The organism is Moorena sp. SIO4A1, from assembly GCF_010672065.1.
GTDB lineage: Bacteria > Cyanobacteriota > Cyanobacteriia > Cyanobacteriales > Coleofasciculaceae > Moorena.
This window is the reverse complement of record NZ_JAAHHX010000009.1, coordinates 144,293-157,339: the sequence shown is the minus strand read 5'-3', so window position 1 is coordinate 157,339 and position 13,047 is coordinate 144,293. Positions and strand designations below refer to the sequence as shown.

The window sequence follows — 13,047 nt, the reverse complement described above, 5'->3', positions numbered from 1 at the left end:
TTATTGTCAACAGAACAGGAAGTAGGATAATAATCATCAAAACTATATTTAAAGATATTTTTAAGCCTCGAAAACTACTTCTCCTCTCCCCCCACACTTCCGACACTTCCCCTTTGAGCCTAATCTAAGAAAACACCCTTGTTACCATCATCCTACTGGGCAAATTGCTGAAATTTGCGCCATTATATCAATGTTTTCGGTGTGAGTAGTCAACTATCGTTCCCAATGCTCAAACTTACTTGGAGCTTACCCCATGTAACTCCAGCTGCGATCGCTGCAGCCTTTCTACTAACTCCCAATGGTCTAGCCAATGAATCTCAACCAAAGTCAACAACCGCCCAGGAATTATCCATAGCAGTAGAGTTACTTCCCCCCATCTCTGTGGAAGTCATGGAGCAGGTGACACCTGTTGACCAGTTGTTACCAGGATCACCAATAACGGAATTACCAACAAGTACACAAGGGTTTGACCATGAACTAACTCCCCATATCGAACCCAATATCGAACAGACAGATGATCCGATGGCTCAAGTCACATCAGTATCCCAGTTATCGGATGTCCAGCCCACAGATTGGGCATTCCAAGCCTTACAATCTATCGTAGAGCGCTACGGTTGTATGGCAGGATATCCTGATGGTAGCTATCGTGGCAATCGTCCCCTCAACCGTTATGAATTTGCTGCTGCTCTCAATACCTGTTTCGATCAGCTCAGTAAGGTGATTGCTGCTCCCGATTTGTCATCTTCCTACTTTAAAGAAGATCTAGAAGCAATCAAGGGTTTGCAAGGAGAGTTTACCCTCGAACTAGCTCGACTGCGTGGTAACCTCGATGCTGTCACCGCTCGTACTGCTGAAGTCGAAATTACTGAGTTTTCCACCACGACTAAGCTCAATGGCGAAGTAGACTTTATCCTAATTGACTACTTCACTGATAATAAAGCTGCCCCTTGTTGCAGTAGCCCAACTCAAGACGATAGTCTCACCACTACATTCACAGGTCAAGCCCTATTATCCTTTGATACCAGTTTTACCGGTAAAGACCTGTTACGCACTAGAATCGACGCTACCAACGTGCCCGAATTGAATAACCCCCTCGATGGCACAGACATGACTCTCTATGACTTTGACACAAATACTGATCAAGACTTTGTCTTAACCGAACTATATTATCGATTCCCGATTAGCGATCGCATTCAAGCTCATATTGCAGCAGCCGGTCTCTCAGCCGATGAGATTACAGACCCCCTCAATCCCGTCTCAGCCCTCTCCCGTTTTGGAGTACATAACCCCCTTTATCGCCTAACTGAAGGTGGTGGCGCTGCTATTCGTTATCAATTTAATGACTCAATTAGAATCAGTGTAGCTTATTTAGGTAGTGCCGCTAGTATCTCTAATCCCACCGAAGGTAATGGGCTATTTAATGGTCAATTTGGTGCTTTCACTCAGCTAACCTTAACACCAAATCAGCGTTTAGGTATTGGATTAAATTATGTCCATTACTATTCTCCTGAACCAAACTCAGGGATTGATGTAACTGGCAGTACTGGCAGTCAATTTTCCCAAGCACCCTTTGGTGATCAAACCGCTACCTCGGCTAATGGGTTTGGTTTACAAGCGAGATATCGATTTAGTCCTGGTTTTGCCCTTGGGGGTTGGCTTAGTTATATCAATGCCAACGCCGAATCCTCTCCCCGCCAAAGTGGTTTTGATGGCTCAAAGGGGGCTAAAGCTGATATCTGGACTTGGGCGATAACTATGGCATTTCCCGATTTAGGCAAAGAAGGCAATGAATTAGGTTTCGTGTTTGGAATGCCCCCTAGACTAGCTGAAAATGATATTAACAGTCGTCAAGATTCGGATGTATCTTATCACTTAGAGACCTTTTATCGCTACCAAATAAATGACAATATATCCATCACTCCCGGTCTATTTGTAATTATATCTCCAGAACACAACAGTAACAACAATAGTATCGTAGTGCCAATGGTTAAAACTAAATTTATTTTTTGATTTGTTGGTTGATTTGCTAATATAGCCTAAATACAGCGTTTTTAATAACTATAAGGTACACAGGATTTTTTCCCACTTCCCTGTTGCCTGTTGCTTATTCCCTATTCCCTATTCCCTATTCCCTATTCCCTATTCCCTATTCCCTATTCCCTATTCCCTATTCCCTATTCCCTATTCCCTATTCCCTATTCCCTATTCCCTAAATACGTTCACAGGCTTTGCACATTGAGCATGATCAGACTCAGGCTGTGTACTATATATACAAGAAGATTCAAAAACAGGCTGCGTGGAAATTACATTTTTAGGAACTAGCTCCGGAGTCCCAACGCGATCGCGCAATGTGTCCAGTGTAGCGCTGCGCTTACCTCAGCGTGCAGAAGTCTGGCTGTTTGACTGTGGCGAAGGTACTCAGCATCAACTTTTGCGGAGTGACCTGAAAACCAGCCAGATCAGACGAATGTTCATTACCCACCTCCATGGCGACCATATTTTTGGTATCCCAGGTCTGTTGGCAAGCTGTGGCTTAGCGGGAAACATCGACAGGGTTGATATTTATGGACCACCGGGTTTAGATAGTTATCTCCAAGCTTGCCTAAAATACTCTCGCACCCATTTGGCATTCCCCTTTAAGGTTCACACCGTAAAACCTGGTTTACTCTACGAAGACCAGGAATTTACCGTTAGCTGTCTACCCCTGGAGCATCGTGTGCCAGCCTTTGGCTATCGAATATGTGAAAAAGACCGACCGGGCAGGTTTAATGTAGAAAAAGCGATCGCATTAGGAATTCCGTCTGGTCCTCTTTACGGTAAACTCAAACGGGGAGAAACGATTACCCTACCTAATGGGCGTGAGATTAAGGGCATTGACTTGTGTGGAGCACCCGAAACTGGTCGTAAAGTAGTGTATTGTACCGATACTATCTTCTGTGAGCAGGCCATTGAACTGGCAAAGGATGGGGATGTTTTGATTCACGAAGCTACTTTTGCCCATCAAGACGCTCAGATGGCTATTGAGCGCTTACATTCTACCTCTACCATGGCAGCCCAAGTTGCCCTTGGTGCAGGGGTCAAACAGCTAATTATGACCCATTTCAGTCCTCGTTATGCTCCAGGAAACCCCCTTAGGTTAGATGATTTGCTTCAAGAAGCACGGGCAATTTTCCCAAATACCATCTTAGCCTATGATTTCTTCACCTATGAGGTGCCTAGACGACGTTCAGAAGAAAAACAAGTTGTTTGTTGAATCTTGACTGTTTGAGTGTTATCTGTTGAATTTTGACTGTTGGTTGAATCTTGACTGTTGGTTGAATCTTGACTGTTGGTTGAATCTTGACTGTTAAGTCTTAACCTTCTAACTTTCAACCTTCTAACTTTCAACCTCCTAACCTTGGCCAAAAGGCAACGCGTTCGCGTTCAACCTCCTAACCTTCTTACCTTCAATTACATTCCTCCACCTGGGAAACACGTCGGATATTTAACACATCGCTCATTTGTTGAATTTTGGCAAAGCTGCAGTTTAGTTGTTGGTGATCGAGAATATCAATACACAGGTCAATTAGAGCTGGTCTGCCATACTGAGTTTTGACTTGAGCTTTACGGACATTAATGTTTTGGTCACTTAAGCGAGACAGAATGTCTTTGAAGACACCAACCCGGTCAATCACTTCAATTTGCACATTCACCGGGTAGGTTTGGGGACGTCCGTTATCGATATCAGTGGGATTCCAGCTGACCGGTACTAGTCTTTCTCCTAAAACATTTTCCACATTCACACATCCTTGCCGATGAATGGAAATCCCCTTAGTGCGAGTGACTACCCCAATAATGGATTCTCCCGGTAAGGGGTTACAACATGCAGCAAGGCGATACAGTAGTCCTTCTACACCAGCAATAGGATGTGTCTTAGCAGGAAGTTGGGATTGGGGATGAATGGGGGTAGAGCTAGAATACTCTTGAACCACTTCACTTTCTCCTGGCTCATTGTCTAAACCAGCGTGTAGTTCTTCCCGTAGTCGTTTCACTACAAAGTTGAGTGTCACTGCACCGTGACCCAGACCAGCCAGTAAATCCTCTACTTTGTGGTAGTTACAGCGCTCCGCCACAATTTGCATTGGTGCTGATTTGAGCAAGGCTTCAAATCCTTTTTTCCCAAGTTCCTTCTCTAAGAGTTCCCGACCCCGAGCCACATTTTCTTCCCGATGCGATCGCTTAAACCATTGCCGAATACGATTTCTGGCACTGGCTGTTACCACAAAGTTGAGCCAATCTAGACTAGGGTGAGCGTTTTTGGTGGTGATAATTTCTACAATATCCCCATTCTTTAGAGGACAATCGAGTACCCGCCACTCACCATTAACTCGTACACCAGCACAATGGTTTCCCACCTCGGTATGAATCCGATAGGCGAAGTCTACGGCGGTTGCTCCCCGACTCAAAGCGACTACGTCACCATCTGGTGTAAATACATAGACATCTTCATCAAATAAGTTATCTTTGATGTTTTCCATGTATTCCTGAGCATCTTTCAGGTCTTTCTGCCATTCCAATAACTGCCGCAGCCAAGTCAGCTTTTCATCATCAGCCGTGAATTTGGTAGTATTAGAGCCACCGGTTTCCTTATACTTCCAGTGAGCAGCAATACCCCATTCCGCCACATGGTGCATTTCCAGGGTGCGAATTTGGACTTCGATCGGGCGACCATTAAACCCAATCACTCCGGTATGGAGGGATTGATAGCGATTGGGTTTGGGTAAACCAATATAATCTTTAAACCGACCTGGAATTGGTCTGAACAGATCATGAACAACGGCTAAGGCTCGGTAGCATTCCTCTTTGCTTTCCACAATCACCCGCATGGCAGCAATATCATAGATTTCATGAAACCCCTTGTTCTGGCGCTGCATTTTCTGATATATCCCATACAGGTGCTTGGGGCGACTACTAATATCAACGCAATGAACACCGGTTTTATGAATCCGCTCTCGCAAAAGTTCTGAGACTTCCTTCAGGCGCTGTTCCCGGTCTGAGCGTCTTTCTGATACCAATGACTGAATTTCCCGATAAGCACTTGTTTCGAGATACTTAAAGGCTAAATCTTCTAGTTCCCATTTAAAGCGACCAATTCCTAACCGATTGGCTAGGGGGGCAAAGATATCTCGGGTTTCTTGGGCAATCTGAACCTGTTTTTCTGGCTTCAAGTATTCCAAGGTCCGCATATTATGTAATCGATCTGCCAGTTTGACAACGATTACCCTGATATCTGCTGCCATGGCGAGGAACATCCGGCGGAAGTTCTCCGCTTGACGCTCAGTTTTACTGGAGAAGTTGAATTTAGATAGTTTGGTTACCCCTTCTACTAAATTTCGTACCTCCACTCCGAACCGGGATTCTATTTCTTCTGGAGTAATTTCCGTATCTTCAACTACATCATGCAGGAATCCAGCCGCTATCATAGTAGAGTTGCCGCCCAAATCCCTTAATAGATCAGCCACTGCAATCGGATGGGCAATGTAAGGCTCTCCAGATTTGCGGTACTGACCTTCATGGAGTTGGTAAGCAAATTTAAATGCCTCAGCGATTAACAAAGTATGATCACCGACTGGTTCCTCTGCCGCTGATGAAGCGGCTTTTAAGCAATATTGCAGCCAGTCAGGAATCTCAACGTTAAAATTCAGAATAGAGTAGGTGGCGATCGCGTCCATAATTATTTGCCCCTCAGAGAAAAAAATAGATACTGGAGTCGAGGAAAACCGAAATCTAGCAAAATGAGTACTGACTCAGAAGGGCGGCAAGCCTATCCATGCAGCCAAACCCTTCTGAGTAAGCAATCACTGTAAGTAAAGCTTCCTCTCACCCTCCTTTTTCGTCAAGCCAGAATGCTGTCCGGATCCTCAAGTTTAAAGAGATGGAAGCTTGCTTCAATATTTAAGTGGCAGAGCCAAATTGTTGTTTTGGTAACTACCTTGTCTTTAATAGGACTTACGAAGTTTAGTTGGTTTTGCCCCCCTGCCCCCCAATTTTGGGGGGTAATGATGTCAAAGTCCCCCAGAATTGGGAGATTTAGGGAGCATTTGCGTAAGTCCTGTTTAAAAAGAAAAAATTCTTTACATTTATAATTTTACGCTAATAGGGCTCACAATGTTATCTCAATCACATAATCAACCATTACGAGAATTCCAACAAGCCCTAGAACAAATGTACTACAAATTTGGCGCTGATGATGTGGCCCGATCAGCAAATCAGCAGCAGTTTCAAGCACTAAAGGGGCTGTTCATCACTCAGATCGCTAGTATTAGTGTCGAAGACATACCTCTCGATTATGTCTCTCGATGGCAGTCCCTAAAAACCGAAATTCACAAACAGATCCGATTATTGGAAAATGACCTGATGCTTCTGCAGGCATCCCGGAGTGCTGAGACAGCCAAATTAAGGCAGAAGGGAGTATGCGATCGCATTCAGACCCTGATTCAGTACTGCCAAGGGTGGCTGCAACAATCTCAAGAACAACCATAATACTCCTGCCTAGGACTTACGCAGCTGAAACGAAACATCAAATGATATTTCGTAAATCACCAATCACCAATAACAAATTCACCCCACCAGTGTCTTAAACCAGTGGGGTTTGCTGAGGGTTAATTGAAAATAATTAATTACAAAATTTTTTAGCTATTAGTTTCGTGAGGGGTTTCCAGCACTATTCATCTACTCTTGACCTTCATGAAAATGCCTAAGTTTTCCTTGATTCAATTGCTTGATTCAAAAGGTTATAGCACTACGCATTAAGGTGTTTGACATTGATACAATATGAAAAGCTATTATAGTAAACTTTTGCATGCATGCCTTTTGCATGCATGCCTTGCGCGTAGCGCTATACTTATGAGTATTTGATAGAGGAGTTGATAACTGAATGCTTACAATAAACTGGGACTGGGAAACGGGTAACTTCAGATTTACAGATGCTCAAGGCCAAATCAAACAGCAACACCTCTGCTTGCTCTTGACCCACTAACATCACAGATTCTGCTTGAGAAATAGCAGCACCATCACCAGCTTGTAGCAAGTAATTATCTAACTTAACCTGACCTCGTGCTACTTGTACCCAAATATGACGATCTTGAATTGTTTTAGCCATCCCATGGCGTATTACTAATCCTTGTCCTACTCTTGAGCAATTTTTACAAGTTGTTAGAGATACAGCTAATATGTAAGCTATAAGCTATCAGCTGTCAGTTGTCAGCTTAAAATAAACTTCGTTTGGTAGAATTTAAGAGTTCGAGATTAATGATAATAGAAAGTCTGGGGATTTGACCATCTAAGGATATGCTGATTGCTGATTGCTGATTGCTAATTGCTTACACCTTTAACTATTATATTTCACCGAGCAACCGTAAGGCTGAGTGACTGTTTTTTCCACAGGTTTATTATTGATAACACTATTCAAAGCAGCTTGGACATAATTGGTAGCAGTTTCTACATCCGCTGGATTAGCTGAGGGTTTATTATCAATTGCTCCCATGTATTTCAAGACTCCATCAGTATCAATAACATACATATGGGGTGTGGTGCGAGCTTGATATAGACGACCAATGGTGCCTTCGGAGTCTATAATTACTGCTGTGGGATTAGCGCTACTGCTTTGAATCAATTCATTGGCTTTTTGAGGGGTGACATGACCTTGCTGTCCTGGAGCTGAGGAGATAATTGATAACCACACTACTCCCTTGCTGGTGGCTTCTTTCTGAAGTTTCTGCATGTTACCACTGTTGTAATGTTTGCGGACAAAGGGACATTGGTGATTAGTCCATTCCAATACTACGACTTTGCCTTTAAAATCACTGAGCTTGTGGGTGGTATTGTTGCTGTCAACTCCAGTGAATTCTGGTGCTTTTTGATCAATCTGTAATGGTGATGATGCTGCAATTGCGGTGGATGCTGGACTTGTAGTGTTGGAATCTTTAGTGACGGGAGTATTCTGGCATGAGGTGATAATTAGGGCTAGGGTTAACAATCCACTGGTGGTAAGTTTGTTACCGTTTATTTTGAGAAAGTTTTTCATCATTTTTTATTGTTGATTATTATTTGTTGATTATTATTTGTTGATTGTTATTTGTTACTTTCTCTTTTCCATTCACCTACATTATACCTAAATTTTAGAGATTTTTGATGGCACGTTGAACTTGATCTGGGGATAGAATCTGAGGTAGTATAATGGGCTTGGTGAATTCTGAGTCTCCTGGATACAATACATAAAGGGGTACGCCACTGCGTCCGAAGGATTCTAGAGCTTTGGTGATGGCTGGGTCACGATTAGTCCAGTCGGCTTTGAGTAGGGCAATTTTTTTAGACTCAAAGGCGGCTATGGTTTCTGGCTGGTTGAGGGCGACACGCTCATTAACTAGACAGGTAATGCACCAGGAGGCTGAGAAATTCAGGAATACTGGGCTTCCTGATTGCCTTAGTTTAACTAGTCGTTTAGCTGTATAGGCTTGCCATTTGATGCCCTGATTTTGATTATGGGTCAGTGGAGTAGGAGTGGTGCTGGAAACTTGGGCTAAGCTCAGGGAAAATCCTAGGGCGACTAAGGCGCAGATTGAGCCAAGATGCTTTCCTAGAGGGGGGAGTAGGCGGGTTTTTTGGTGCAGCCAAGTGGCAAAGGCAATTAGGATTAGCCCTGCTAGAGCGGCTGCTAAACCGTTGGTTCCAGTTTGCTGGGCTAATACCCAGATTAACCAGGCAGTGGCGGCGTACATGGGGAATGCCAGAAGCTGTTGAAAGGTTTCCATCCATGGTCCTGGTTTGGGTAAAATACGCTGCAATCCTGGGGTGAAGCTAATGGCTAGGTAGGGCAGGGCTAGCCCAAGACCGAGCATTTCAAAGATTGCGATCGCTATCGGTACGGATTGGGTCAGGGCTACTCCCAGGGCGGTTGCCATGAATGGTGCGGTGCAGGGAGTGGCGACTACGGTGGCAAAGACTCCTGTGAAAAATTCCCCGATGTATCCTGAGCGAGTGGTTAATCGTTGCCCAATTCCCATGATGGAAGCACCGAAGATAAAGACTCCCGATAGACTTAAGCCAACGGCAAACATTAGATATGCCATTAAGGTAACGAAAACGGGGGATTGTAGCTGGAATCCCCAGCCGATTTGTTGCCCTAGCGATCGCAAAATTAATAGCACACTGGCGACTACGGTAAAACTGACGAGAATGCCTGCGGTGAATGCGATCGCATGCCGTCTCACTTGCTTGGGACTTTTCTGGGATTTTTGGACTATGTTGAGTGCTTTGAGGGATAGCACTGGGAAGACACAGGGCATCAGGTTGAGGATTATGCCTCCGAGTAGTGCTAGCAGCAGCACTTCCCATCGGGGTTGGGTTGGGGTTGGGGCGGTTTTGCCTATTTCATTGCTTACTGCGGCTTCAATGGTGAAGGCTTGGACTACGGATTGGTTGTCTAGGGATTCTCGAATTACTAGCACTCCAGTGATGGGGTCGAGTTTCCTAAGATAGCCTCGCTGCAATCGCAAGCTGATTCCATCTTGATTAAGTTCTGCGTTTTGGGGCGCTGGGTTGCTAATGATACCGTCTTGATGTGGGAAAAAGGTCACCTCTTGGATTTGAGCCTCTTCCATTTCGGGGGCTTCTACTTGCAGGGTTAAGTCTTGTGGTTCGATAGTGACCGTGACTTTCCATGGGGAGGGTTTGGGTAGAGCTTGACGGGCTTGCTCAAATACCTGTGTCCACTGTTGGTTGACTAAGGGAGGTCTAGAGGTAATTGGTAAGGTGAGGTTAAGGGTGCCTTCTTCGGGAATACAGTTTACTTTACAGACCAGCCAATCAGCTTTTACTCGGAGTTGGAGAGAATCGGGAGTAGCTAGGTTGGCTGGGGGTGTGATTTGGCTGAGTAGGGTAACGTCTTCTTCATAGCCAAAGTTCATTAATGGCTCAAGGGGTAGCCGCTGGGGATAGGGCCAAACGATGTCTCCCACTTCAAAGCCGGGGGGTAGGGTCCAGTTAAGGGTAGCTCCAAGACCCGAGTCACCAGGGTTTCGCCAATAGGTGTGCCAGCCAGGATTGATGTTGAAGTGTAGTCCTACCCAGAAGGGGGTTCCAGGTTGAATGTTGATGACTTCGCTGATTAATTGCACCTCGACATTCTCGGTTTGGACTGGGTTAGCCGAGGCGGGAGCAATGGGTAGTAAGGCAGTGGAGAGGGTTAGGGCTAGGGCTATGATCCAGGTGAGGAGTTGGTAGAACATGATGACTCTACTGAATACATGTTTAACCTACACAATTTTTCTAAGAGGTTGTCTGAGAAGTCTCATTTGCTACATCCAAGCCCCCGTGGGTCCCCCAATTTTGGGGGACTGAAGCCAATTGACTCTTGTTCCCCCCAAAGTTGGGGGGCTAGGGGGGCAAAATTCAGTATAAAAAAACTTTTCAGATATCCTCTAAGGAATCATCTCAGGTACAGTTAGGTCAGTTACCCATTACCCATTATCGATTAAGCAACTAATCTTTTGGTATTAAAATTTTCATCTGCCAGGAATCGAGCCATTTGGGATTACCTGGATTGATTGCGTTGCTGATTATGGGTATGGTCAAGCCCCCCTAGCCCCCCAATTTTGGGGGGAACAAGACTTTCAAAGTCCCCCAAATTTGGGGGACCCACGGGGGCTTGACCAAAACCAGATGATCCCGCATTCATTCCTTAATTCAGCAACGCCGGATTGATTGCGCCTAGCTATTAGGCGATGGACGCGCGTCCCGCTTTCAGCGATCGCGTATTCCAATTGGATTAAAGCGTTGTTCAGCCTTCCCAAACTTCTTCCATGACCATGACAAAACCAGGCAGTACTGATTCATCCCCCTTCACTGTAGCTGGATTGTCCAACTGCTCCACTTCTACCCCAGGACGGTAAATATATACTTGACGACTATTTGGCTCAATCAACCACCCCAACAGAGCGCCATTTGACCTGTACTCTTCCATCTTTTCCTTAAGACTCTTCACCCTATCACTGGGAGAGCGCAACTCAATCACAAAATCTGGGCACAGAGGAATAAACTTTTTCCTTTGTTGAGGCGTTAGGGCTTCCCACCTGTCTTTTTTGACCCAAGAAGCATCAGGGGAACGTTCTGCACCATTGGGCAGCTTAAATCCACCAGAAGAATCAAATACCTTGCCTAGCTTTGTTTGGCGATTCCACAACTGTAGCTGAAAATTAATGTTGGAATTTTTTTGAGATGTTTCACCTCCTGTGGGGGGCATAACAATTATTTCTCCGTCTAATGTGCGCTCAATTCGTAAATCTCGATTAATCTGACAAAACTCAAAAAATTGGTCATCATCCATAGCCCATGCCGGGGGCATCCTCAACACAATAGGATTGGTTTCAACAGCTGTGGTGGCTACTTTCATGGCGATCTCTACTTCCCGCACAAAAGAGTTTCTTCTATTCTAGTTAAGAAAAATACCCAGTCTTTAGGCTATAGCAAGTCTTAACCCATGAGGTACAAATCTCTGGGTTTTAGGGAGCAGGGAGCAGGGAGCAGGGAGCAGGGAAGTGGTAAAAAATAATGTGTACCTCATAGCTATGAAAAACGCTATAAAAACCCAGCTAAGCTGCACGTCACTCCGCACAATTGGAGATTTTAGCACCTCCGTTCCGTTCGGAAACTTGAGTAATTTAACGGTAATGGTAGCAGCAACTACTCCTATTTACCGTAGAGGTAGAAATCTTACTTGTCTAGCTAGTAAGCGATCGCGTATTCCAATGGGATGAAAGCGTTGTTCAGCCTCCTGCTGAATTGCATCTCTCTGACGTTTACGTTCTACCAGATAGGTATCAACCTCATCTCGATGTCTGAGGTAGTAACCGATAACCAAGTATATATCTGGTAGTTGTAGCGATGGATATTGCTCTGCGATTTCCTCTGGCGTGCATCCCTCAAGAAAAGCAGTCACAAGAGTATCTAGGGTGACGCGAGTTTTGGCAACTCGTACAACACCATAGGCATCTGTCTCTATAGGTGCGGGTTCAAGGGCAATTGCTAGAGTCATAGACTTTATCAGGTTTCTATTTGATATGGTAGCAATCGACTCCCCGTTATTCTAGTTCCCATGGTTCCAAGGTAGCAAAATGCTCTAGTAGCACCCGATGGACAAACATGTAGCCACCGCCAACCTTTTGCAAAAAAACACGATCAGTTGCGTAGTCTAAGAAACGAGCGTAGTTCCACGGAATGTGTCCACTACAGAATAGAATTATACGCAAGATGAAATGTTGAATGCAAGCAATACCAGCATTACTTAACATACTCATTAGCGTTGAAATTCCAGGGTTTTGATTAGACGTTCCCATTGAGCAGCAGAATCGTTTTATTCTAACCATTGCTTGAGTTTTTCAGCAATTGGTTTGGGAATATGTCCAGTTATTAATAAACGAGCAACAAATTCTATAAGAGGTTTTTCATTATCATTTTGTTGAGGTATATACTACTCTTAAATGATTTTGGAGAAAACCGTGCTGTAATAGGTTATAATTTAAACTGTATTGGTGTAATGAAAATATATTAATATTATGACCCTGGAAGAATTAATTGCCAGTAATCGGGATCCCAGAGAACTCAAACGAGCAATAGCGGTAAAGATGCGCCTTCAAGGTCTCAAGCATCGGGAAATTAAACCAGTATTGGGAGTTCATTCAAGCTATATAAGTCGTTGGGAACGTCGCTATCGTGAGCAAGGAGTAAAAGGTTTAGAACTAGCCTATAAAGGGAGTTCAGGATATTTAAAGCACTCACAGTTAACAGAAGTAATCCAGTGGATTAAATCTAAAACCCAAACGAGTGTATGGGAGGTAATGGACTACATCGAACAGAGTTATGGTGTAGTGTATTGCTCATTACAAAGCTATTACGAATTACTCAAAAAAGCTGGGATGAGTTGGCATAAAGGTAAAAAAAAAGTCCCAGATACAATAGCTCTGTGGTGGAGGAACACAACCAGATGATCGCCGATTGGTTTATCACCCA

At 44.3% G+C, this 13,047-nt stretch carries 12 protein-coding genes; 4 read left to right on the top strand and 8 right to left on the bottom strand.

Annotated features, from left to right (window positions below; translation table 11 throughout):
* Positions 1–225: 225 nt before the first annotated feature.
* Positions 226–2,010, top strand: coding sequence for an iron uptake porin (locus F6K53_RS10045; protein ID WP_293080510.1), 1,785 nt, complete (start codon positions 226–228; stop codon positions 2,008–2,010).
* Between the two features lie 286 nt (positions 2,011–2,296).
* On the top strand, positions 2,297–3,253 hold the full coding sequence (locus F6K53_RS10040; RefSeq protein ID WP_293045182.1) for a ribonuclease Z: 957 nt from the start codon (positions 2,297–2,299) through the stop codon (positions 3,251–3,253).
* Between the two features lie 193 nt (positions 3,254–3,446).
* Here F6K53_RS10040 and F6K53_RS10035 read toward each other — a convergent pair whose 3' ends face one another.
* Complete coding sequence (locus F6K53_RS10035) at positions 3,447–5,711, bottom strand: bifunctional (p)ppGpp synthetase/guanosine-3',5'-bis(diphosphate) 3'-pyrophosphohydrolase (protein ID WP_293080508.1); 2,265 nt, start codon at positions 5,709–5,711, stop codon at positions 3,447–3,449.
* A gap of 436 nt (positions 5,712–6,147) precedes the next feature.
* Between F6K53_RS10035 and patD the strand changes: the two genes are divergently transcribed.
* Positions 6,148–6,522, top strand: a complete 375-nt coding sequence (patD, locus tag F6K53_RS10030; RefSeq protein ID WP_293080505.1) for a heterocyst frequency control protein PatD — start codon at positions 6,148–6,150, stop codon at positions 6,520–6,522.
* Positions 6,523–6,883: 361 nt separating this feature from the next.
* On the opposite strand, the gene F6K53_RS10025 is transcribed toward patD, so the two are convergent.
* The 7 genes from F6K53_RS10025 to F6K53_RS45775 all read right to left on the bottom strand — a co-directional run bounded on the left by F6K53_RS10025 (position 6,884) and on the right by F6K53_RS45775 (position 12,505).
* Complete coding sequence (locus tag F6K53_RS10025; protein WP_293071820.1) at positions 6,884–7,141, bottom strand: hypothetical protein; 258 nt, start codon at positions 7,139–7,141, stop codon at positions 6,884–6,886.
* A gap of 228 nt (positions 7,142–7,369) precedes the next feature.
* The gene (locus tag F6K53_RS10020; RefSeq protein WP_293080502.1) at positions 7,370–8,068 is read right to left on the bottom strand and encodes a redoxin domain-containing protein; all 699 of its coding nucleotides are present in this window, start codon (positions 8,066–8,068) and stop codon (positions 7,370–7,372) included.
* A gap of 91 nt (positions 8,069–8,159) precedes the next feature.
* Entirely contained in the window at positions 8,160–10,268 is a 2,109-nt protein-coding gene (locus F6K53_RS10015) for a protein-disulfide reductase DsbD domain-containing protein (protein ID WP_293080500.1), read from the bottom strand.
* Between the two features lie 551 nt (positions 10,269–10,819).
* Complete coding sequence (locus F6K53_RS10010; protein WP_293060753.1) at positions 10,820–11,431, bottom strand: Uma2 family endonuclease; 612 nt, start codon at positions 11,429–11,431, stop codon at positions 10,820–10,822.
* Between the two features lie 300 nt (positions 11,432–11,731).
* Positions 11,732–12,073 carry a DUF433 domain-containing protein gene (locus tag F6K53_RS10005; RefSeq protein ID WP_293080497.1) on the bottom strand — a complete coding sequence of 114 codons (342 nt, stop codon included), beginning with the start codon at positions 12,071–12,073 and terminating at the stop codon, positions 11,732–11,734.
* A gap of 46 nt (positions 12,074–12,119) precedes the next feature.
* Positions 12,120–12,335 (bottom strand): hypothetical protein, encoded by a 216-nt coding sequence (locus F6K53_RS10000; RefSeq protein ID WP_293080494.1) that lies wholly within the window; start codon positions 12,333–12,335, stop codon positions 12,120–12,122.
* 56 nt (positions 12,336–12,391) lie between these two features.
* The gene (locus F6K53_RS45775) at positions 12,392–12,505 is read right to left on the bottom strand and encodes a hypothetical protein (RefSeq protein ID WP_366511343.1); all 114 of its coding nucleotides are present in this window, start codon (positions 12,503–12,505) and stop codon (positions 12,392–12,394) included.
* Between the two features lie 88 nt (positions 12,506–12,593).
* Between F6K53_RS45775 and F6K53_RS09995 the strand changes: the two genes are divergently transcribed.
* Positions 12,594–13,025: a helix-turn-helix domain-containing protein gene (locus tag F6K53_RS09995; RefSeq protein WP_293080492.1), complete on the top strand. Its 432-nt coding sequence runs from the start codon at positions 12,594–12,596 to the stop codon at positions 13,023–13,025.
* Positions 13,026–13,047: the final 22 nt, after the last annotated feature.

Bases quoted from the DNA above. Each gene is read 5' to 3' on its own strand.
- F6K53_RS10020 (WP_293080502.1), bottom strand. From the start codon at position 8,068: ATGATGAAAAACTTTCTCAAAATAAACGGTAACAAACTTACCACCAGT.
- F6K53_RS10025 (WP_293071820.1), bottom strand. From the start codon at position 7,141: ATGGCTAAAACAATTCAAGATCGTCATATTTGGGTACAAGTAGCACGA.
- F6K53_RS10010 (WP_293060753.1), bottom strand. From the start codon at position 11,431: ATGAAAGTAGCCACCACAGCTGTTGAAACCAATCCTATTGTGTTGAGG.
- F6K53_RS10045 (WP_293080510.1), top strand. From the start codon at position 226: ATGCTCAAACTTACTTGGAGCTTACCCCATGTAACTCCAGCTGCGATC.
- patD (WP_293080505.1), top strand. From the start codon at position 6,148: ATGTTATCTCAATCACATAATCAACCATTACGAGAATTCCAACAAGCC.
- F6K53_RS10015 (WP_293080500.1), bottom strand. From the start codon at position 10,268: ATGTTCTACCAACTCCTCACCTGGATCATAGCCCTAGCCCTAACCCTC.
- F6K53_RS09995 (WP_293080492.1), top strand. From the start codon at position 12,594: ATGACCCTGGAAGAATTAATTGCCAGTAATCGGGATCCCAGAGAACTC.
- F6K53_RS10035 (WP_293080508.1), bottom strand. From the start codon at position 5,711: ATGGACGCGATCGCCACCTACTCTATTCTGAATTTTAACGTTGAGATT.
- F6K53_RS10005 (WP_293080497.1), bottom strand. From the start codon at position 12,073: ATGACTCTAGCAATTGCCCTTGAACCCGCACCTATAGAGACAGATGCC.
- F6K53_RS10000 (WP_293080494.1), bottom strand. From the start codon at position 12,335: ATGAGTATGTTAAGTAATGCTGGTATTGCTTGCATTCAACATTTCATC.